Origin of the sequence: Elizabethkingia argenteiflava (assembly GCF_009904105.1) — a bacterium.
GTDB lineage: Bacteria > Bacteroidota > Bacteroidia > Flavobacteriales > Weeksellaceae > Elizabethkingia > Elizabethkingia argenteiflava.
Map to the genome: position 1 here is coordinate 92,437 of NZ_JAAABJ010000641.1, position 21,668 is coordinate 114,104.

At 37.0% G+C, this 21,668-nt stretch carries 16 protein-coding genes, 2 tRNA genes and 1 riboswitch; of the genes, 13 read left to right on the forward strand and 5 right to left on the reverse strand.

Features of this window, described 5'->3' with window-relative positions; translation table 11 throughout:
- Position 1 precedes the first annotated feature (1 nt).
- The 5 genes from bshC (at position 2) to pckA (ending at position 7,115) form a co-directional block, all read left to right on the forward strand.
- Positions 2 to 1,594: a bacillithiol biosynthesis cysteine-adding enzyme BshC gene (gene bshC / locus GNY06_RS11980; protein ID WP_166520285.1), complete on the forward strand. Its 1,593-nt coding sequence runs from the start codon at positions 2 to 4 to the stop codon at positions 1,592 to 1,594.
- 38 nt (positions 1,595 to 1,632) lie between these two features.
- Positions 1,633 to 3,543, forward strand: coding sequence for a LysM peptidoglycan-binding domain-containing protein (locus GNY06_RS11985; protein ID WP_166520286.1), 1,911 nt, complete (start codon positions 1,633 to 1,635; stop codon positions 3,541 to 3,543).
- A 55-nt stretch (positions 3,544 to 3,598) separates the two neighbouring features.
- Complete coding sequence (fabD, locus tag GNY06_RS11990; protein WP_166520287.1) at positions 3,599 to 4,474, forward strand: ACP S-malonyltransferase; 876 nt, start codon at positions 3,599 to 3,601, stop codon at positions 4,472 to 4,474.
- A gap of 52 nt (positions 4,475 to 4,526) precedes the next feature.
- Entirely contained in the window at positions 4,527 to 5,444 is a 918-nt protein-coding gene (locus GNY06_RS11995; RefSeq protein WP_166520288.1) for a GYDIA family GHMP kinase, read from the forward strand.
- Positions 5,445 to 5,537: 93 nt separating this feature from the next.
- The gene (gene pckA, locus GNY06_RS12000; RefSeq protein ID WP_166520289.1) at positions 5,538 to 7,115 is read left to right on the forward strand and encodes a phosphoenolpyruvate carboxykinase (ATP); all 1,578 of its coding nucleotides are present in this window, start codon (positions 5,538 to 5,540) and stop codon (positions 7,113 to 7,115) included.
- Positions 7,116 to 7,162: 47 nt separating this feature from the next.
- On the opposite strand, the gene GNY06_RS12005 is transcribed toward pckA, so the two are convergent.
- Complete coding sequence (locus tag GNY06_RS12005; protein ID WP_166520290.1) at positions 7,163 to 7,573, reverse strand: type II 3-dehydroquinate dehydratase; 411 nt, start codon at positions 7,571 to 7,573, stop codon at positions 7,163 to 7,165.
- Between the two features lie 219 nt (positions 7,574 to 7,792).
- Positions 7,793 to 7,887, forward strand: a riboswitch (SAM riboswitch).
- 80 nt (positions 7,888 to 7,967) lie between these two features.
- On the opposite strand from GNY06_RS12005, the gene GNY06_RS12010 reads away from it, so the two are divergent.
- Positions 7,968 to 10,886 carry a SusC/RagA family TonB-linked outer membrane protein gene (locus tag GNY06_RS12010; RefSeq protein ID WP_166520291.1) on the forward strand — a complete coding sequence of 973 codons (2,919 nt, stop codon included), beginning with the start codon at positions 7,968 to 7,970 and terminating at the stop codon, positions 10,884 to 10,886.
- 15 nt (positions 10,887 to 10,901) lie between these two features.
- Positions 10,902 to 12,404, forward strand: a complete 1,503-nt coding sequence (locus tag GNY06_RS12015) for a RagB/SusD family nutrient uptake outer membrane protein (RefSeq protein ID WP_166520292.1) — start codon at positions 10,902 to 10,904, stop codon at positions 12,402 to 12,404.
- A gap of 130 nt (positions 12,405 to 12,534) precedes the next feature.
- On the opposite strand, the gene GNY06_RS12020 is transcribed toward GNY06_RS12015, so the two are convergent.
- From GNY06_RS12020 to GNY06_RS12030, 3 genes are read right to left on the reverse strand one after another with little or no spacing between them, the layout of a single operon-like run.
- On the reverse strand, positions 12,535 to 12,963 hold the full coding sequence (locus tag GNY06_RS12020; RefSeq protein ID WP_166520293.1) for a hypothetical protein: 429 nt from the start codon (positions 12,961 to 12,963) through the stop codon (positions 12,535 to 12,537).
- A 7-nt stretch (positions 12,964 to 12,970) separates the two neighbouring features.
- Positions 12,971 to 13,351, reverse strand: coding sequence for a Rid family detoxifying hydrolase (locus GNY06_RS12025; RefSeq protein ID WP_166520294.1), 381 nt, complete (start codon positions 13,349 to 13,351; stop codon positions 12,971 to 12,973).
- A 25-nt stretch (positions 13,352 to 13,376) separates the two neighbouring features.
- The gene (locus tag GNY06_RS12030; RefSeq protein WP_166520295.1) at positions 13,377 to 15,980 is read right to left on the reverse strand and encodes a putative LPS assembly protein LptD; all 2,604 of its coding nucleotides are present in this window, start codon (positions 15,978 to 15,980) and stop codon (positions 13,377 to 13,379) included.
- A 48-nt stretch (positions 15,981 to 16,028) separates the two neighbouring features.
- On the opposite strand from GNY06_RS12030, the gene GNY06_RS12035 reads away from it, so the two are divergent.
- From GNY06_RS12035 to GNY06_RS12055, 5 genes are all read left to right on the forward strand, one after another.
- A complete protein-coding gene (locus tag GNY06_RS12035) occupies positions 16,029 to 17,336 on the forward strand; it encodes an N-acetylmuramoyl-L-alanine amidase family protein (protein ID WP_166520296.1) in 1,308 nt (435 codons plus the stop codon).
- Positions 17,337 to 17,397: 61 nt separating this feature from the next.
- Positions 17,398 to 17,469, forward strand: a tRNA-Glu gene (locus GNY06_RS12040).
- 72 nt (positions 17,470 to 17,541) lie between these two features.
- The gene (rpsT, locus tag GNY06_RS12045; protein WP_166520297.1) at positions 17,542 to 17,796 is read left to right on the forward strand and encodes a 30S ribosomal protein S20; all 255 of its coding nucleotides are present in this window, start codon (positions 17,542 to 17,544) and stop codon (positions 17,794 to 17,796) included.
- 9 nt (positions 17,797 to 17,805) lie between these two features.
- Positions 17,806 to 17,877: transfer RNA gene (locus tag GNY06_RS12050), tRNA-Glu, on the forward strand.
- Between the two features lie 425 nt (positions 17,878 to 18,302).
- Positions 18,303 to 18,515: a hypothetical protein gene (locus GNY06_RS12055; RefSeq protein ID WP_166520298.1), complete on the forward strand. Its 213-nt coding sequence runs from the start codon at positions 18,303 to 18,305 to the stop codon at positions 18,513 to 18,515.
- Positions 18,516 to 18,642: 127 nt separating this feature from the next.
- Here the strand turns inward: GNY06_RS12055 and GNY06_RS12060 are convergent, their stop codons facing one another.
- On the reverse strand, positions 18,643 to 20,160 hold the full coding sequence (locus tag GNY06_RS12060; protein WP_166520299.1) for a Do family serine endopeptidase: 1,518 nt from the start codon (positions 20,158 to 20,160) through the stop codon (positions 18,643 to 18,645).
- Positions 20,161 to 20,422: 262 nt separating this feature from the next.
- Here GNY06_RS12060 and GNY06_RS12065 point away from each other — a divergent pair, with 262 nt between their 5' ends.
- Positions 20,423 to 21,667 carry a peptidase U32 family protein gene (locus GNY06_RS12065; protein ID WP_166520300.1) on the forward strand — a complete coding sequence of 415 codons (1,245 nt, stop codon included), beginning with the start codon at positions 20,423 to 20,425 and terminating at the stop codon, positions 21,665 to 21,667.
- Position 21,668: the final 1 nt, after the last annotated feature.

Here is a 21,668-nt window from a genome sequence, read left to right on the forward strand (position 1 = left end):
GATGACGGATGGTCGTTTTACTATTGATTTCAGGGATATTCCTTATATCCCTGAGATGTTGAAAGATTATCTTAAGGGTGATCTTAATGAATATCAAAACTTGCACTATAGCAAGCAAAATGCCTTAATACAGGCTTATAGAAAATCTCGTAATTATTCTCCGGAATACCGAAAGGTTTTGGTAGAGGTTTTAACAAGGCAGATGCAAAAAGTATCGATTACTGCTAAGCAAATGCAGTATATAGAGTTGCTAAAGCAGGAAAATACTTTTACGGTAACCACTGGACATCAACTCAATCTTTTTACAGGGCCTGTTTTTTTTATTTATAAAATATTGCAGACGATTAAGACGGCCCAATATCTGAGTGAAAATAATGAAGGGAAAAACTTTGTTCCCCTATTTTGGATGGCTACTGAAGACCATGATTTTGAAGAAATTAATCATTTTAAAACAGAGCGTAATTTTTACAAAATTCATGAAAAATCAGGAGGAGCAGTAGGTAGAATTCAATTATCGGATCTTTCTTTTTTAGATGAGTATGAAAAAGAATTCAAGGATTTTACTTATGGAACGGAGTTAATTCGCTGGATCAGGGAGGCTTATCAGGAGGGTCGTTCGCTAGCATTGGCTACACGAATTTTAGTCAATAGAATTTTCGGGCGCTACGGTTTATTAATTCTAAATCCGGATGATAAGCAATTAAAGAAAATAGCCTCTCCTATTTTTGAAAAAGAACTTAAGGAAAAAGCTTTGTATACAAGTACTCAGCAGAGTGTTGAGCAATTGGTGAAGCAGTATGGCAAAGTGCAGGTAAATCCCAGGGAGATTAATTTGTTTTATCTTAGAAAAAATGCCAGAAATAGAATACAAAAAATAGGAGAACAATATCAGGTGCTGGATACGGATATACATTTTAGTCAAGCCGAGATACTGGCTGAGATGAGGGAGTATCCGCATCGTTTTAGTCCCAACGCTGTATTGAGACCTGTATATCAGGAAGCGATACTGCCCAATGTGGTTTATATAGGAGGAAATGCCGAGGTAATGTATTGGTTAGAATTGAAAATTTTTTTTGAAGCCCTAGGGCTAGAGTTTCCACTTTTGTTGCCCAGAGCATCCTTAGCCTTTATAACCGAGAAAACTTTTCATAAAATTCAGAAACTAAATTTAAAAGTTGAAGATTTCTTTGGAAACTATCAGGAACTAGTGCATCAGAAATTATTAGAAAACACATCGCTTTATGCTTTGTTAGAAGAGAAAGAAAAAGTTATACACACGCTTTTCAAGACGCTTAAAGAGCAGGCTGAGCTTACCGATAAAACGTTTGGAAATTTGGTTATAGCAGAACAAATGCGCCAGCTAAAATCATTTACCAGAATGAAAAAGAGGTTGCTGCGTGCTGAAAAAATTATCCAAGCCGATCTTTATCAGCGTTACAATGAGTTGTATGAAAAATTAAATCCCGAAGGAGTTTGGCAGGAGCGTAAAATCAATTTTAGTGATTTTTATGCTGAAAATGGTCCTGAATGGTTGCAGACATGTTATGAAAACATTAATGAAAATACGTCTGCATTAACGATAGTAGTTTTATAAAAAACAAAAGTTTATTTTTGTACTAATAATATACACCAATGAAAAAGACAATCATATTGGCATTATCAATTTTTGGATTTTCTGTCAGCGCACAGAAAACACATGAGGTCAGTGCTAAAGAGACACCCTATAGTATCTCCAGAAAATATGGACTTACTTTGGAAGAATTTTATAACTTAAACCCCAAGATAAAGGACGGCGGTATTTTGGGGATAGGGGATAGCGTAGTCATCTCTAAAGCCAGTAATATTAGCGATAAGAGTCCTGTAAATCCTGCTATCGGACAGGTTTCCGTACAACCTCGGCAGTCTCTATATGCTTTATCTAGGGAATATCAGATTTCGGTCGCAGAGATTCGAAGTTTAAATCCCGAGATAGGAGAATCTTTACAGATTGGGCAGAAAATAAATTTACCATTGGAAAATATTAAAAAATATATTCCTCCAAAAGTTGTTTCTCAGACTCCTGCTCCATCTCCATCTCTGGAACAGGAAGATACTCCTGTTGTTCCTGTACAGAATAAATCTGGAATCTATATGGTACAGCCTAAAGATACCTATCAAACCATCATCAAGAATTTTAATATGTCCTTGTCAGAATTGTTTAGGATCAATCCAGGACTTGAAAAAGAAGGTCTTCAGCCTGGGGTTTATATTGTGGTTGCCCGTAATAACCCCGCGATAAGTGCTCCTACGGAGAAGGTACGACAGAAAGATTTTACCCCTCGCGAAAAAACTCAGAAAAAGGAGATAAAAGCCTTTGATATTGCAGATGATGGTACTAATTATACCGTCCAGCCTGGGGATACTATTTTTGGCATTCTTAATAAATTTGGAATTAGTTTGGATCAGCTAATAGAGCTTAATCCCAGTCTTGCTACCGGATTAAAAGCAGGCATGGTCATTAGGATAAAAGGGAGTAGTGATAAAACATCTTTCATAAAATCCTCAGGAGATGCACTGAATATCGTTCTTCTTCTTCCTTTTGGTTTTGATGCTAAAGATGCTAAGTATAGGACAGCTGCTTTAGATTTCTTAACCGGAGCGAAATTGGCGATTCAGAGGAGTATAGAAAAAGGACAAAAACTCAATATCAATATCATAGACGAGGGGAGTGAAGCCTCTTTTAAGAAAGTTTTGACATCTGTAAATAGAGATAATACAGATCTTATTATTGGCCCCTTTTTTAAGTCGGATCTAGAGGCATTAATGTCCTATGTCTCTTCAAAAAAAATTCCGGTAATATCCCCTTTTGCAAATGCCAAAGATTTATATAAATACGATAATCTAATTATTGTAGAGACAGAAGCTTCTGTTTATGCTGAGCGTATTGCTAAAGAAGTGTCGACGGCTTATAACGGAGAAAAAATATATATTGTAGGAAGTGGGCAGTCTTATGCCGGTGCTATCCAGGCTATGTTGGAAAAATCATTGGGACATCCTAACATATCTGTTCTAAAGAATGCGGGTGATATTAAAATAGAAAGCAATATAGTGACCGGGCAACCTGCACCTATTATCACTATTTTAGCTTCAGATAATGAGGGAGAGAAGACTAATTTTGTCAATACAATGATCAATTTGGGAAAAGAAGCTCCAGGGACCAGAAGTTTTAGTATGTTCTACTCAACCGATTTTGAGAAAAAAGAAGATGAATTGGGCAACGTAAAGCTTGTATACATAATGGATAGGAAGATTAATACACAAGGAGAATTTGAGAGAGAAGTACTTAAGCAATACACTTCAAAATTTTGTAAATCGCCTTCTAAGTATGCGGTGGTAGGTTTTGACATCATGATTGATGCTCTTTCCCGAGAGAATGCTAAAGGCGAAATTTTTAATAAAATGGGTAAAGTTCAAACCCATCTTGCCACCAAATTTGAATATGAAAAAACAAAAGAAGGAGCCTATATTAATAAAGGCTACCGCTTAGTACGGTTAAATCCGTAGTTCATAAAATATTATTATATTTTTTAAAGAGTTTTTAAACGCGTAAATTAAACGAATGAAAGCATTAGTGTTTCCAGGTCAAGGCTCACAGTTTGTCGGGATGGGAAAGGAACTTTACGACAGTCGTAGAGAAATTAAGGATTTAATGGACTTAGCTAACGATGTTTTAGGATTCGATATTCTATCCATAATGTTCAATGGTACAGAGGAAGATCTTAAAAAAACTAGCGTAACGCAACCCGCAATTTTTATTCATTCGGTGGCCAACGTAAAGGCATTGGGTTCTTTGGGGGCGCAGATGGTTGCTGGCCATTCCTTAGGGGAATTTGCTGCTTTAGTAGCCAATGGAGCTTTAAATTTTGAAGATGGCTTAATGTTAGTTTCTAAGAGAGCGGCAGCTATGCAGGCGGCCTGTGATGCTAATCCCTCCTCTATGGCTGCCATATTGGGTTTAGATGATGACAAGGTTGAGGAAATTTGTTCTAAAGTAGATGGAGTAGTGGTACCGGCTAATTACAATTGTCCAAAGCAGTTGGTAATTTCGGGAGAAACCAAAGCGGTAGAAGAAGCCATTGAGAAGATGAAAGCAGCAGGTGCACGAAGGGCTTTATTATTGCCTGTAAATGGGGCTTTTCACTCGCCTCTTATGCAGCCTGCGCAAGAAGAATTGTCCAAAGCTATTCATGAGACTAAATTTAGCAAGCCTCTTATTCCAGTATATCAGAATATTACGATGACGGCAGTTTTAGATCCCGATCAGATTAAGGAAAATCTGATTAAGCAACTTACCGGTCCTGTAAAATGGACACAATCTGTGCGAAATATGATTAAGGATGGTGCCACTCATTTCGTAGAAGTAGGTCCCGGGAAAACCTTACAGGGATTGATAAAAAAAATAGATTCTACAGTAGACATATCTTCTGCATTTTAAAAAACAACCAGAGACACGAATAAATTCGTGTCTCTTCTTTCAAAACCAGATTTTGGAAAAACAGTATTTTTTTTCACCCGGAAAGTTGTTATTAACTTCCGAATACTTTGCATTAGACGGAGCAAAAGCACTAGCTATTCCCACTCGATTGGGGCAGGAATTATCCGCTGAATCTATAGAAGATGGCAGGTCGTATATATACTGGGAGACTTATCGAGAGGGAAGACCTTGGCTAAAAGCGTGGATAGATTATGCCAATATGAAGGTATTAGAGACAAATAGAGACAATGCCTCTGAATTTATTCTAAAAATATTTCATTTTTTAAAATATTTAGCGTCTAAAAAGTTAATAACAGACACATCCTATCGTTTAATATCCCATATAGAATTTCCCGAAAATTTTGGTTGGGGAAGCAGTTCTACGCTGATCAATAACCTATCCAAATGGGCCGAGGTAGATGCTTTTGTTCTCAATGATTTAACCTTAGGAGGGAGTGGTTATGATATAGGAGTTGCCCAAGAGGCGACTCCCATACTTTATACCCGAACAGCCAATGAGAAAATTGTGGAGAAGATTAGTTATGCACCTCGATTTAAAAATGAACTTTTATTCGTTCATTTAAATCGGAAGCAAGATTCTCGTGAAGGCATTAATATGTACCGCAGCAAAGATAGATCTTCCGATTTAATCTCTTATTTTTCCAATCTTACCGATCAAATTTTGAAAGAGAATACAGATTTAGAAAAATTTTCTTTTCTAATGCAAAAACACGAAGAGAAAATGAGTCAATTTCTAAATATACCGCCTATAAAAGAAAAATTTTTTAAAAACGCACCTTCTTTTTTTAAAAGTTTAGGCGCTTGGGGAGGTGATTTCGTTTTGACGACTAAATTTAGGGATTACGAAAGTTATTTTTTTGACAATGGATATCCTGTATTTTTCTCATACAGGGATATAATATCCAGCTGATCAGATTGTTATATATTTACGCTTAACAATGACTAATATCATCCATGCTGATTGGCATATTTTATTAACTTTAGCCAAGTGAAAAGTAAAGTAATGAAATCATTGGAAAAATTTGGACTTAACAATGGCAATGTAAAATGGCAATTGCCTCCAGAAGAACTTGAAAAAGATACAGTAAGGTATGAGCAGGGATTTGTTGCGGGTTCCGGAGCTTTGGCTATTAACACTGGGGAATTTACAGGACGTTCACCCCAAGATAGGTTTATAGTAAGAGATGAGATTACCCAAGATAGGGTATGGTGGGGTAAAGTAAATATACCTTTTGATAGTGATAAATTTGATGCTTTGTATGACAGAGTGGTCGCCTATGCTTCAGAAATTCCTCTCTATGCAAGAGCAGCCTATGCAATAGCAGATAAACGTTATCAGGTGAAGATAATGGCAGTCACTGAATATCCTTGGTCTAATATGTTTGTATACAATATGTTCCTCAGACCCAGTATTCAGGAACTGGCCGAATTTGGAGATCCCGATTGGTTAATTTTATGCATTCCAAGTTTCAAGGCGGACCCTGAAGTAGATGGTACGAGACAGCATAATTTTTCTATCCTCAACTTTAAAAGAAAAATCGCATTAATAGGTGGAACAGCTTATACTGGGGAGATGAAAAAAGGCATTTTTTCGGCATTAAACTTTACCCTCCCTGTAGAACATAATATCTTACCTATGCATTGCTCTGCTAATGCAGGAGAAGAAGGAACGGCTATTTTCTTTGGTCTTTCAGGTACCGGTAAGACGACTCTTTCCGCAGATCCCAATAGAAAATTGATCGGAGATGATGAACATGGCTGGACCCCAGATAATACTATTTTTAATATTGAAGGGGGGTGTTATGCTAAGGTGATTGATCTTTCGGCCGAAAAAGAGCCCGATATTTATGGTGCCATTAAGCGGGGAGCTATCCTTGAAAATGTATTCTTTGATGAAAAAGGAGAGCCTGATTATACCAATGATAGTATTACGCCTAATACAAGAGTTAGTTATCCGCTTGATTTTATTCATAATATTCAGGTTCCTTCCATCGGAAATAATCCCAAAAATATCTTCTTCTTAACATTTGATGCCTTTGGGGTATTACCTCCCATATCTAAACTGACCCCTGAGCAGGCTGCTTATCATTTTATTTCAGGCTACACTTCCAAAGTGGCAGGAACAGAAGTAGGAGTTATAGAACCCCAAACAACCTTCTCTGTTTGCTTTGGAGCTGCCTTCATGCCGCTTCATCCAACAGAGTATGGAAAAATGTTATCTGAAAAAATTAAAGGTGCCCAAGCAAAAGTATGGTTGGTGAATACCGGTTTTAATGGGAAAAAGGAGCGTATGGGTCTTAAAGATACTCGTGCCCTTATTTCTGCCGCATTAGCGGGTGAATTGGATAAGGTTGCCTATCAGGAGAGCCCCATATTTAAGGTTCAGATTCCAACTTCCTGTAGGAGAATTTCCGATGAAAGTTTATTATTACCCGAAAATAGTTGGAATTCTTATGAGGCTTATATAAAACAAGCCAAAGATCTTGCTGCAGCTTTTCATAAAAATTTTGAGAGATTCAATGAAATTCAAGATGTTAGTATTTTGGAGGGGGAGCCCAGAAGAGAAGTAGAAGTGATTTGATATAAATATCTTTTTAGACTCACCACAATTAATTTAATTGTGGTGTTTTATTTTATCAAATAGCGGATAGCCAATTGATAACCTGTCAGGCCAAAGCCCGAAAGTATGGCATCCGTATGAGCAGCCGTTACAGATTTTTGGCGGAATGTCTCACGTTGGTAAATATTACTGATATGTACTTCTATTTTAGGCTTAATAATATTTTTTAAACAATCCGCTAAAGCATAGGAGTAATGGGTAAAAGCTCCAAAATTAACCACCAATGCATCAAAATCATCTTGCTGTATTCTATCGATAAGTTCTCCTTCAATATTAGACTGATAATATAAGATTTCATCTTGTACAAATTCGTTGCGGAGCTCTAAAAGGAAGTCTTCCATAGAAACATTCCCATATATTTCAGGTTCGCGCCTGCCTAAAAGATTAAGATTGGGACCGTTTACAATTAAAATTTTCATAAGTCAAAATTAGAGTTTTTTATATTACGTTATTATTTTAGGCTTTTCAGCTTGTTTTATCCTAATGCGAATATAGGCATATTTTAAACTTTTGAGAAGCCTCGCAGAAGACACTTTTTGATAAATTTTTAAGATTGTTTTAAGTTTTTTGTTAAAAAAAACTTAAAGTCTACTTGTTCGATAGATGTTCTATTTGTAACTTTGTCTTCTTATATATTAAGCTTATAGAGAAAGATGGAGGGAACTGACCCCATGAAATCTTAACAACCTGCACATGCAAGGTGTTCCATTCAGCCTTAAAGGGAAGATAAGCATAGGTATTTATAAAGTGTAAATACCCTTTGCGAGAAGATATGGCAAAGGGTATTTTTTTAATTATAATTCTATAAAAAATATGTTTAGGAAATCACTTATAGCACACAGTATTAGAACACCTATAGGTATAGCAGGTGTATTCTTGGGAGGAGTGGGACTATACGCCCAGAATATTAAACAGAATAAGGATTCCCTTCGTCAGCAGCAAATTGATGAGGTAGTAGTGGTGGCCTATGGAAAGGCTAAAAAATCTAGTTTTACAGGTTCTGTATCCACTATTTCAGGTGATAGAATTGCTACGCGCCCTGTAGTGAATGTTAGTAAAGTATTAGAAGGGCAGGTAGCAGGAGTACAGGCGGTAAGCGCCTCGGGGCAACCAGGTGCTGCTGCAGAAATAAGAATTAGGGGTATAGGTTCTGTGAATTCCTCGAGTGAACCCTTGTATGTGGTTGATGGGATTCCTTTTGATGGAAATATTAATGCCATTAGTCCAAATGATATAGAATCCATTAGTGTATTGAAAGATGCTACAGCCAGTGCTTTGTATGGCTCTCGGGGCGCTAATGGAATTATCATTATTACCACTAAATCCGGAAAAAAAGGAGATTCGAGAGTGAACTTTAATATCAGTCAAGGTTTCTTAAATCGCGCGGTGAAAGATTACGAGCAGGTCAATACCAATCAGTATTTTGAGCTGTATTGGGAAGCGCTTAGAAACGGTTATGTATCGTCTAAAATTTCATCAAGTCAGGCGGCTCAGATGGCAACGGATAATTTGGTATCTGCATTGGGGATTAACCCTTATGGGGCCCAGTACCCTAATCCGGTGGGGGTTGATGGGAAACTATTGCCGGGGGCTACTCCCCTATGGAATGATGACTGGCGAAAGGTATTACAGCGGCCTGCTTCCAGAAGCCAGGTAGATTTAGATTTAAGTGGAGGAAATGGAAAAGGAAATTATTTTTTCTCCTTGGGATATCTGGATGAAAAAGGTATGGCTATAGAATCCGACTTTAAGAGATACAGCACCAGATTGAAAGTTAATTCAAAAGTGAAAGATTGGTTGGATGCTGGGGCAAACTTAAGCTATGTTAACAGCATACAAAATGCTCCTACTTCTTCGGATACCAAATCCGATAATGTCATTCTTGCTGCGAGGATAATTCCTTCATTTTACCCATATTATCAAAGAAATGTAGACGGTAGTTTTGTATTGGATAAAAATGGGAACAAAATTTACGATTTTGGCACTTATAGGCCTGCTGGTGCTTTGGCGAACGAAAATTTAGCCGCCACACTTCCTTTGGATAAAAACGAAAGACAAATTGATAACTTTTCGGGGAAAGGATTTTTGGAATTTACCTTTCTTCCGGAGCTTAAGTTTAAATCCAGCCTCTCCATTGATTTAGTTTCCAAGAATGGTCACGATTATGTAAATCCTCTTTTGGGATCCGGTAAAGACATAGGGGGAGAGGTATCTAAGATTAATTCCAGAGTGTTTTCCTATACCACCAGTAATATCTTAACCTATGATAAAAGATTAGAACAACATCATATCAACGTGTTGGCAGGACAGGAGTTTTATCAATACAAGTACCAAATTATTTCCGGGCGAAAATCTCAGTTTTCACTTCCGGGCTATACAGAACCAGATGCTGCAGCTAGCATAAGTGGCTTTGATGGAAAAAGTGATAAACTTTCACTGTATAGTTTTTTGGGTAAGCTAGAGTACGATTATCAAAACAAATATTTTTTTGCTACCTCTATTCGGAAAGATGGGTCCTCCAGATTTTATGAAAAAAAACGCTGGGGAACCTTCTGGTCTGTGGGGGGATCTTGGAAGTTATCCAAGGAATCATTCGTACAGGATTTGGGGATATTTGATCAGTTGACACTTCGCGCCAGTTATGGAGCTCAGGGTAACGATAAGTTAGATACTTATTATGGATATCAGAGTCTATACTCATTTTATAATAACCTTGGAGAACCAGGGGTGGTATTATCTCAGCCTGCGACACCTCATGTCACCTGGGAGACCAATATTAATCTGAATTTAGGTCTGGAATTTGCCATTCTTAAGAATCGCATAAAAGGAAATATAGAATACTTTAAAAGACAGAGTAAAAATTTATTATTTGAGATGCCTACAGCACCTTCTATAGGGTTTAGTAAGTACAATGCTAATGTGGGAACGCTACAAAATACTGGGGTGGAGATTAGCCTTCAGACAACCCCTATACTGGGTCAAGATTTTCGGTGGGATTTAGATATTAATGCAACCACGACGCGCAATCGATTTAAAAGCTTGCCTAAACCTTCTATAATCAAAGGATCACAAATGTTAACAGTAGGAGGATCTATTTATGATTTTTATATTCCAACATGGGCGGGGGTAGATGCTGAAACAGGTGCTCCCCTATGGAAGAAAATTACCACTGATTCAGAAGGGAAAACAGCTGAAAGCACGACCTCTGAATATGCTGAGGCAACCAGGATATATCAAGGTTCATCACTACCTAAATGGGTAGGAGGAATTAATACTGTGCTCACTTACAAAAACTTTGATATCTCGGGGCTTCTGTCTTTTAGAATAGGAGGTAAGATTTTGGACCAGGACTATACGTCTTTATTGTCGAGTGGTAGTGCGACTGGTAGGGCATGGGGTAAAGAAATACTAAATCGGTGGACACCCGATAATAGGTATACAAATGTTCCGGCATTAAACACCACTACGAACTATTGGACTTCAAGGTCTAGCAGGTTCTTATATTCTGGGACCTATGCGAGGCTAAAGACGGTGAGCCTAGGTTATTCTCTACCTCAGGAGGTTTTTGAAAAAATCGGACTAAGAAGACTAAGAATCTATTTGCAAGGAGAGAATTTACTAACATTTTATAAACACAAAGGCATGGATCCAGAGCAAACCTTTAATGGAATTACTTATTATAGATATCCTGCCATGAGGACTGTAACTTTCGGATTACAAGCCACTCTTTAATATAATACCAACAAAATGAAAAAAATAAAATACATACTATTATTAAATGTTGTAATCTCTAGTTTGATTAGCTGCGATAGAGAATTGGATACAGCCCCCACTGATAGCGCGACAGAAAAAGAGGTATTTAGTACTTTGGAGACTACAGAATCCCTTATTAATGGAACGTGGGCTAAATTTAATGAAGAGGCATCTACCTATGCAAACATTGGTTATTCTACTGTACTGCGTACCAGTGATGCGATGGGTAGTGATGTAGTGGTGAACACGGCTAGATATGGCTTTGGCTCTGCCTATGCATTTGCTGAAATGTCTCATAAAACACAGACACGCGTAGATTTTATATGGAGTTTATTGTATTCCACCATTAACAATATGAATACTTTACTTAGCCATATTGATCAGATTGAAGGACCAAAGGCTAAGAAGGATCAGGTCAAGGGGCAGGCTAAGGCTTTCAGGGCTTTTTGCTATCTCAATTTAGTGAGTTTTTATCAATTTAGTTATCTTAAAGACAAAAAGGCCTTGGTAGTTCCTATTTACACTGAGCAATCTATAATCCATACAGTACCTATCAAAAAATCGAGTTTGGAAGAAGTATATAATCAGATTAAAAGCGATTTATTAGACGCTCAACGATTATTAAAAAATTATGAGCGGAATAATAAAGAAAAGATTAACCTTTCTGTAGTGAATGGACTTTTAGCTAGGACTTATTTGAATACCGGCGAGTGGCTAAAAGCAGCAGCATCAGCCCAAGCCGCCAGAGTGGGTTATGCTTTAATGACGGCTGAAAAATACTTGGCGGGATTTAATGATATATCAAACGAAGAATGGATATGGGGGCATGGGCAAATACAGCAACAGTCTAGTGAGAGTTATGCATTTCACTACTTAGATGTTTCTACCTCGGGAAGCTATTACCGCAGTTTTATGGCAGATCCTTATTTTAAAGATTTATTTGATGATAAAGATATTAGAAACAAGTTATTTGAGTGGGATCACCTGAGGGGGAGCGAAGGGATGTTAAGATATAAAAAATTCAGATTTAAGCCTGGTCTTATCGCGGATATTGTATATATGAGATCTGCTGAAATGTATCTTATTGAAGCCGAAGCCAATGCAAGAGCAGGAAATCTGGCGAAAGCGGTAAGTCTTCTGAATGAATTGAAATCTGCTAGAAAGGCGAATGTTTATAAAGAAGGTTTAGGTTCTGATGCGGTAATAAAAGAAATTCTAATCGAAAGAAGGAAAGAACTCTTTGGAGAGGGCTTCTCTTTGTCCGATATTATACGGACTCAGGGAAGTGTTAAGAGAAAGCCTTATGTAGATAATGCAGGCAAACCTATAAAGATTGATATCAAGTTCTTAGAGGGGGGTAAAGAAAAAATCTTAAAGGTAAATGCAAAAGGACATTCTATATTTACATTTCCGGATAAAACCGATTTTGTACCCAATAGTAGGTATTATTTATTTAGTATACCTCAGGATGAAGCAGATAATAATACTAATTTGTAAGAATCTCTACTTTTTTATCCCGGGGCAAATAGCCTCGGGATTGTTAATAACTGGAGGTATAATATTAAAAATGGATATCTTGAATATGTAAGCCTGGAAATATTTTTATATTTCCATTCCAGAGATTAATTTATTTTTTTTTGAAATTTTGGGAGGTAATTACTTCTACTATTTTTCCACCCACCCACGAAAAGGGGAAAAATATTAAGAAGATAAGGATTTTGTAAAACGTTGGATGGTATGGGAATATAATAATATCCAATAGGGCTATAAAAAGTAGAATAAAACCAATTAAAATGGCATAGGCTACCTTCGCATATTTTACGATTAGTGCCGTAATAACTCCTCCTACCATAGCACCAATACCCGATGCCACCAGTAACGCAATGAAGAAATAATCTTTATTTCTAACGCTGAAGAGTAAATATTCCCATTTTTTGAAGGGGGTAAACTGATCATAGGTAATCCATGAAGGATTTAATCGAACGCCTAAAGTAATAATAAAGGCAGCTACTGCTAGCCCTAAAAGCACACCGAATGTATTTCTTAAAAAATTCACGTTTTCTCTAATTCTTATGAGCAATCATAGAAATTTCTATATCTACGTTTTTAGGAAGGCGAGAGACTTCAACGGTTTCTCTTGCAGGGTAGGATACAGGATCCAGATAAGAAGCATAAATCTCATTCACTATAGCAAAGTCATCCATATTTTTTAAAAAAATAGTTGCTTTTACCACATGGCTAAAGTCTAAACCTGCCGCATCTAAAATAGCCTGTAAGTTCTTCATGACCTGATGTGTTTGTTTATCAATTTCCTTTATAATTTCCCCATTTATTGGGTTCATAGGAATCTGTCCCGAAATATAGAGTATGCCATGGATCATATTTGCCTGGGTGTAAGGTCCAATAGCTGCTGGTGCCTGATCGGTAGAAATCATTTCTTTCATGATTTTTTTGCCAAATATAAACAAATTAGAATGAACTGTTCCCCGTAGGGAAATTCCTTGATTGATACTTCAATGCATCTTTTAGTATATCTGCTTTAATACCTATAAAGAATTCATAAGTTCTATACTGTCCAATCGGAACCCAGTTAAAGTTGATGCTAAAACTCCTTTGGTCCCTCTCAAAGCCTAGTCTGGTATAAGCTAATTTACCCGTGACTACATCGTAATTCGTACTTCCTGAGATATTCCAATACGGACTCAGTTTAAGGCTGGCATCTAGTCCGATAGCGAAATTCTCTGAACCCGTACGCATAATCCCTTTGGTATAGGTGTACTGGGCGTTAATGTTAAGAGTCCAAGGTTGTTTAAATCTCGCATAGTTATTTTTATCGAAATAGTAATTTTCGTATCTTATCTCTCCTTTTTTATCATAGGCCTTTTCCCAATCTTTTTTCTCTCCAAAAATAGCTTCGGATAAGGGCATAGATAATTGAGCATTAAAATTTGCGATGCTAAAAGCTCCAAATTTATCAGTTTGTATACCCGTATCTTTACCAGGTGTAAATTCAGTCTTATACGGATCTAGATCCATGCTCATATTAACATTCAATTTATTTTTAAAAAGCGAAGACTGGGTGCTAATAGAAAATAGAGACCATTTATGGTGTTCGGCTGCGAAATTATAATTTCCCCGAATGCTCAGATCTTCAAAAATCTTAATTTTCTCTACACCTGTGGAGTCCTTTTTAGACTTTACCTTCATCTCCAAATTATTTTTGATTTCAAATCCTATAGACTGCATAAGGCCTGAAGAGGGGGCTCCATATACGCCACCGTCAAAGATTGAGTATGGGACTAGTTGTCCAGATTTGTCATAGTATTGCTTATAATATCCCCAGGATGATGCGCTAAAATCAGGAGAATAGGATGCAGAGATACTCGGGGTAATCATATGACGTATTGCTTGTATCTTCGATGCTTTATTGAATGTCATCATGCCATAAAGTACCGTCTGTATACTTGCCGCGGTGCTGAAGGTGCTAAATCCTGAAATGTTTTTTTGTTCATGATCTTCTAGGGTGTTTTTAATCGGATCATAACTTCTTTGCAATGTTTTGGTGGTGAGCACATTTTTAGCATCTGCACTGAGGGTAAATGTAAAATATTTAAATAAAGAAGTGTTGGTGCTTATTTGAATTGTATTTTGGATACCCGTTTGCATTTTATCATACATCGCTTTGGTAAAGAGCTCTTCCTGCTGAGCGTTTACACTATTGGTAAAAGATAAACCAGTGTTAACATATATATTTTCCAATAGACCCGATCTAGCGCCTGTTTTGGATTTGAACAAATAAAATTGATTAACGCTTACCATTAAATCTGGTAGCGTAAGATTGGCCAATCCGGTGGCAAAGTTTTGAGAGTAAGAGGCTCGCCCGGTGATGTTTAAAGGCAGGTTTAAAAAACGCTTGGTAAAAGAAATAGAAGAATTTTGTTGTGTATTGAGCACATCACCGTTAAAGATATTGGTATTGTTTAGGGTATTATTATAAAATTTCATACTACTCGCATCTACAGAAGCAGAAAAAGTAAAATAAGGATTGGCCTTTTCGTTTTGCTGATGTTGCCAGCTAATGCGATAAGTGCCTACCTTAGAGTAATCACTTAAGCCTTTAATTCCTCGGATGGTTTGGCCAAATTCTGCCGTAAAATTTCCTGAATAACGGTAGTTTTTCTTATAGCTCATTTCGGGGCGTAAATTCCAACTGCCTTTAGTATAAATATCGGCGTAAATTTTAAGATCAAAATGTTCTCCTATAGGTTGGTAATAGCCCAGCTTATTTAAGAAGAAGCCCAGATCCTCTCGCTCTCCAAAAGTGGGAATAAGCAAACCGGCACTTCTTTTTTCAGAGAAAGGGAAGATAGCAAAAGGAAGGACTAGGGGGGTGGGTACATTTTCTATATACATTTGTACGGGCCCTGTAATCACTCTAGAGTTGTGTTTCCCTTTTATCATTTTAATCCTGGGCGCTAACATATAATAGTCTGCCAAACTATCTTTTTTATTTAAAAAATATTCGTCTGTGGTATATTTGCCTTGACGTAGATAGTATATAGAATCGTTAACTTTTTTGGTTTTATTTGCCACGATAGACCCACCGCTTTCTTCAGTACGGCTATTATACGCAATTGCAGCGTTGGTTTTATAGTTATAATTAAGGCTTTCTGTTTCGTATTTTTTTTCTCCCTGTGTAGTGGTAACAGGGGATATAATTTTGCCTTTATTATTGATCTTTCCTCTGGCAAAAATCAAATTTTTATTCCAATCAATTGAGATATAATCTGCGTCGATTTGTGTATCTTGATACACTACCGAAGCATTTTTATGGAGGATGGTCATCTTTTTGGGGATATCGCTTTTACTGATATCCGCTTTTGTTTTGACCACAGCTGAAATTTTCTCTGTTTTGAGCAGAGAGTCCGATTTTAGGCTGTCCATTTTTAGCGTGGCAGCATCTGTTACAGTGTTTTTCCCCTTTAAACTATCCTTAGCATTCTGTGCTAAAAAATTGTTAAAAATTAGGAAAATTAAAATATGTAAGGTATTTTTGAAACCGTTTGAACCCAATTCTATTCGTATAAATTATTTGGAGTCAAAAATAGCAAAATTTAAAAAATGAAGATGAATAACCGCTCACTTAATCTCAAAAAATATTTTTTTCTTTTAACAGGCTTACTTTTTATAAGCCTTTCCGCTCAAAGAAAAACTTTTACGGTAGTACTGGATGCGGGACATGGAGGATCGGATATGGGGGCGAATAGATATTACCCCGAAGTAGGGCAGGTGAATGAAAAAGATGTGACTTTGGGAGTCGTGCTCAAATTAGGGAAATTGTTAGAACGCGAACGAGATATACAGGTGGTTTATACCAGAACGACGGACACGTACCCCTCGTTAACTGAAAGAACGAATTTGGCCAATAGGAGCAAAGCAGATTTGTTTATATCCGTCCATTGTAATTCAACACCTCAAAGAATAGCTACGGCATATGGTTCTGAAACATATGTGCAGGGTCCCAATCAAAATGAGGCTAATTTAGAGGTGGCCAAACGGGAAAACTCTGTGATTTATTTAGATAAAGAAGACCGCCAAAATTTTGCATCTTACGATCCCAATTCCCCAGAGTCATTTATAGCACTCAAATTGCAGCAGAGTAAATATTTAGAGGGGAGTCTTCTTTTTGGGAGTATGGTCGAACAAAATTTTGAGAAAAAAGATGGGCGTTATTCCAGAGGGGTAAAGCAGCAGAACTTACACGTTTTAAGGCTGAATGCGATGCCTTCCGTACTCATTGAAACAGGTTTTATCAATCATCCTGATGATGGTTTATATTTAGCATCTTCATCTGGACAACAGGCCATTGCTGAGTCTATTTACAATGCAATACTCTCCTATAGAAAAGCTGTGAACCGAAATAATAACAATGTAGTTAGTAAAGATTATACGACGACTTCCTCAAGAGAGACTCCTATTAAAAATGATATGCGTATTTTGCTGATGTCTACACCTAGTCGTTATGCTGAAAATGATCCTGCTTTGAGAGGGCTGAACTATATATTACCCATTAAGGAAGGTCTGATTTATAAATATTATTATGCAACCACTAATTTAACATCCGTTAAAGATAATAATATAAAGACAGCTAAGGATGCAGGATTTCTCAATGCAGTGGCGATAGGTTTTATTCCCAACTTAATTATTCCGGGCGTATATTATAGAATAGAACTTGCCGTAACCAAAGATAAACTGGATAAATCGTCTTATATATTACAGGCCCTTAAAGATGTGAAACGTAATAAGCGAAAAGGAATTTTTTACTATACCTATGGGAAGGTAAATACACTTGAAGCCGCTGTACAACTTAGAAAAGCACTAGAAGAGAAAGGTATTAGAAATACAGTTATTGAAAAAGTAAAAGAATAATTGAAAAATTATTTTGCAGTTTTAGATAATATTTCTATATTTGCACTCACAAAAATCAAATGGCCTATTCGTCTAGTGGTTAGGACTCAAGATTTTCATTCTTGCAACAGGGGTTCGATTCCCCTATAGGCTACTGAATTTTGTTTGAAAAATATTTTGGTAATAAAAAAAAGATTTTATATCTTTGCAAAAGTTTTGAAAAATTATGGCAAATCATAAATCAGCTCTTAAGAGAATTAGACAAAATAACGTAAGGAGATTAAGAAACAGATACTATCATAAGACTGCAAGGACTGCGGTTAAGGTATTGAGAACTGAAGCCGATAAAGCTTCTGCTGTTGAGCAATTACCTAAAGTTGTTTCTTTGTTGGATAGATTGGTAAAGAAGAATATTATCCACAAGAATAAGGCAGCTAATCTTAAGAGTAAATTAACAAAGCACGTTAATAAACTAGCTTAAATAAAATAAGGCCCGTTCGTCTATCGGTTAGGACTCAAGATTTTCATTCTTGCAAGAGGGGTTCGACTCCCCTACGGGCTACTAAATGATTTATAGATCAGTGATTTATAAATCTCACCAACTAAAAACAGGAACTCAATGTTCCTGTTTTTTTTATTTAGAGTGTTAGGATGGTATCGCCAATAAAAAGATGTAAATAGGGATTAGGGTAGATTTAAACGTCTGCGTAATTTTTGTATAATTTTATAAGCACCGTTTTTATGAGAACAGACCTTATACAAAATCATTCATCAGAAGCGGGGTTTTAAAATGCCTCAAGAATCGGTAACATGTAACAGATTGTTGTAGGACTTGTATTCCGACTTATTAAAATCAATACTTCACCCGGAACCTGAATCGTATTTTGGGAAGTTCAAAAATACGAATCCGTTTATGTGGAGTAGGATAAAACTGTAAAGGTGATAAATAATGGAAATAGGGCTTTTTAAAAACGAAGCAGCTGCTTCTTGACAAGAGGTAAGCCTGATTTAAAAGCTCGTGCTGTGCTTATTCCTGTAACCGATCATACCAAAAGACCATCACCGATCTCTTTCCCCAGACCAATCCAAAAACATACATCGGGCATCAAATCTGTAACTTTTGCTTATTATTTCGTATGCAGGGATAGAAAAAAATCACCTCCGGCAGGGGGAACTGATTTACTCATGCGGATCTCCTAATTGAAGCTACGGGCTAAGGAATATTTGGTGGATAGACTTTCAAATAGCTCAAAAGGATATAAAAAAACATCGGGATAGTAGTTTTTCTATCCCGATTGTTGTTCGATTTTTCGGTTTTTTAAGATTTTTAAGGCATCTTAAACCCTCTGCTGGTTAATCGGCCATTGTCGTCCAAATACTTCACGTTTACCTGCCCTTTATAGCCTTTGAGTATTCTCTCTACGTCTTTTTTCGAATTTATGGGTTTACCGTTTATCTCGGTGATAATGTTCTGTTCCGAAATACCAATAGAAGCTAATAGTCCACTTTCCGAAACATTGATCACTCCTACACCGCTATCGATTCCGAAATATACTTTATCTCGATCTGTTAAAGTTTGAAAGTCGGCTCCCAGTTTTTCAGAGACGCTCAGATCAGCTTTACTTCGGAATTTTGTATTCCCCTGTTGATCTTTAAGCGTAACCGTAGTGGTGGTTTCTCTTCCATTTCTGATATAGGTTACCTTCACACTGTCTCCTGGCCTTTTGCTGCCAATTGCAAGAGAGAGGTCAGCGAAATTGTTGATATTTTGACCATCTATCTTGGTGATGATATCTCCTTTTCTAATACCAGCATCTAGTGCTCCACTATGGTCGGCTACATTCGTGACATAGACCCCACTACCGGGTTTTATATTTGTTTTGTATTGCTGGTTATATTGACGAATCAGCATCTCATTAGAGAGATCCAAATTACTTACCCCTAAGAAACCTCTTTGTACCAGTCCAAATTTCTTGATATCTTCCACCACTTTGCGGGCAAGATTAGAAGGGACTGCAAAACCATAACCTTCATAATATCCAGTAGAAGAAGAAATAGCGGAGTTGATACCGATTAAGTCTCCGTGAATGTTAATTAAGGCCCCACCACTATTTCCTCTATTGATCACGGCATCCGTCTGTATAAACGATTCAATCGGTGTTTTGCTTTGCTGACTTAGTAAATCTATACTTCTGCCTTTAGCCGAAATAATTCCTGCTGTTACTGTGGAATTCAGACCTAACGGGTTGCCGATCGCCAAAACCCATTGCCCTACTTCTACCAGGTTTGAATTGGCAAAATTTAAATACGGAAGGCCTTTGTCTTCAATTTTTAAAAGAGCAATATCTGTACTCGGATCGGTGCCTACTAAAGTAGCGATATACGTCTTTTTATTGCTCAATACTACTTCTAGTTTGCTGGCATTCGCTACTACGTGATTATTGGTAATAATGTAGCCATCAGGAGAGATAATTACACCTGAACCTAAGCCAGAGGGCATATCTTTAGGGGTCTGTCGAGGTCGTTGACTATCGCCAAATGGATTGCCAAAGAAAAATTCGAACAAATCCTGATCCATACCCCGAGACCTTCCTGCATTGATTTGATAGTTTTTTATGGTAACCACTGCTGGAACAGCCGTTTTAGAGGCTTTTACAAAATCATCTCCTAAGGCTGCTGCATTGTTTAAACTCGCAAATTGAGCATCTTTCCTCGAACTATGGAAATAATTAAAGTCCTTATTGTTGTTATCATATTTACTGTCAAAGTAGTGAAGGGTACCTACAGTAGTTGCTGCAGAAAGGACTCCGACTACAGCTAACGGCATAATTTTTTTGAAATCCATTTTATTATCGTAATTTTTTATTGTTGTGTTTAGATAGGTAATCAAATTTAAGGCAAATGTTACTGTTTTTTATCGGTAATAAACGATTTTAACTAAGTTTAACAAGAGTTTTGAAATTTTAATTCTTATCAAAATAAACTTAATGTAAGCCTGTTACTTCATTAAATAAGGGGCATGCATATAATAGACTTTATTATAGGCCTTCATTTTCATTTCATTATAAATTATAGGAATAAACAGTATCTTTGCAAAAAAATAAAAGATGACAAAAAGTGGAAGAGTTGAGCTAATGGCTCCAGCCGGAAACTTCGAATCAATGCAGGCGGCTTTGGATAATGGGGCGGATTCTATATATTTTGGAGTGGAGCAATTGAATATGAGAGCTCGTGCTTCAATGAATTTTACTATAGATGATTTGGAAGAAATTAGCCAAAGATGTAAAGAAAAAGGGGTAAGAACTTATCTTACGCTGAATACGATTATTTATGATCACGATTTATCCATTATAAAAACGTTATTGGATAGGGCTAAAGCAGCTCAAATTACTGCGGTGATTGCGATGGACCAGGCGGTGATCGCTTATGCAAGACAAATTGGTATGGAAATTCATATTTCCACCCAAATTAATATTACCAATATCGAAACGGTTAGGTTTTATGCCATGTTTGCAGATACGATGGTAATGAGCCGTGAGCTGAGTCTTAGTCAAGTCAAAAAGATTTGTAATCAGATCGAAAAAGAGCAGATTAAAGGGCCTTCTGGAAACTTGGTGGAAATAGAAATTTTTGGACATGGAGCGCTTTGTATGGCTGTTTCGGGAAAATGTTATTTAAGTCTTCATTCCCATAATTCCTCTGCCAATAGAGGAGCATGTAAGCAGAACTGTAGAAAAAAATATACGGTGATTGATCAGGAGTCTGGCTTTGAAATCGAGTTGGATAATGAGTATATGATGTCGCCTAAGGACTTGTGTACCATTGATTTTCTTGACCAGGTGCTGGACGCAGGCGTAAAAGTATTGAAGGTGGAGGGAAGAGGTAGAGCACCTGAATATGTTGCTACTGTCATAAAATGCTATCGGGAAGCTATTGATGCCGTAGCAGAGGGTACATATAATCAAGAAATGATCAGCGATTGGATGTCTCGTCTTGAAACCGTTTATAATCGCGGATTTTGGAGTGGTTATTACTTAGGACAGAAGTTAGGGGAATGGTCACCAAATCCGGGTTCTAACGCAACCCAGAAGAAAATATATATAGGAAAAGGAAGACATTTTTATCCTAAAACTAATATTGCTGAATTTTTAATAGAAGCTTATGATCTTAATGTGGGGGATTCTGTTTTAATTCAGGGGCCTACAACAGGCTCTCAGGAGATGGTGGTCGAGTCTATGAGGGTAGTCGATAAAATCGATGCCAATAAGGCGACCAAAGCTGATGTCATCACCTTTAAAACAGACTTCAGGGTGAGGCCTTCAGATAAATTGTACAAAATTGTAAGCGTATAAA

Bases quoted from the DNA above. Each gene is read 5' to 3' on its own strand.
- GNY06_RS12060 (WP_166520299.1), bottom strand. From the start codon at position 20,160: ATGGATTTCAAAAAAATTATGCCGTTAGCTGTAGTCGGAGTCCTTTCT.
- GNY06_RS12035 (WP_166520296.1), top strand. From the start codon at position 16,029: ATGAAGATGAATAACCGCTCACTTAATCTCAAAAAATATTTTTTTCTT.
- GNY06_RS12025 (WP_166520294.1), bottom strand. From the start codon at position 13,351: ATGAAAGAAATGATTTCTACCGATCAGGCACCAGCAGCTATTGGACCT.
- pckA (WP_166520289.1), top strand. From the start codon at position 5,538: ATGAAATCATTGGAAAAATTTGGACTTAACAATGGCAATGTAAAATGG.
- GNY06_RS11985 (WP_166520286.1), top strand. From the start codon at position 1,633: ATGAAAAAGACAATCATATTGGCATTATCAATTTTTGGATTTTCTGTC.
- bshC (WP_166520285.1), top strand. From the start codon at position 2: ATGACGGATGGTCGTTTTACTATTGATTTCAGGGATATTCCTTATATC.
- GNY06_RS12015 (WP_166520292.1), top strand. From the start codon at position 10,902: ATGAAAAAAATAAAATACATACTATTATTAAATGTTGTAATCTCTAGT.
- rpsT (WP_166520297.1), top strand. From the start codon at position 17,542: ATGGCAAATCATAAATCAGCTCTTAAGAGAATTAGACAAAATAACGTA.
- GNY06_RS12010 (WP_166520291.1), top strand. From the start codon at position 7,968: ATGTTTAGGAAATCACTTATAGCACACAGTATTAGAACACCTATAGGT.
- fabD (WP_166520287.1), top strand. From the start codon at position 3,599: ATGAAAGCATTAGTGTTTCCAGGTCAAGGCTCACAGTTTGTCGGGATG.
- GNY06_RS12005 (WP_166520290.1), bottom strand. From the start codon at position 7,573: ATGAAAATTTTAATTGTAAACGGTCCCAATCTTAATCTTTTAGGCAGG.
- GNY06_RS12065 (WP_166520300.1), top strand. From the start codon at position 20,423: ATGACAAAAAGTGGAAGAGTTGAGCTAATGGCTCCAGCCGGAAACTTC.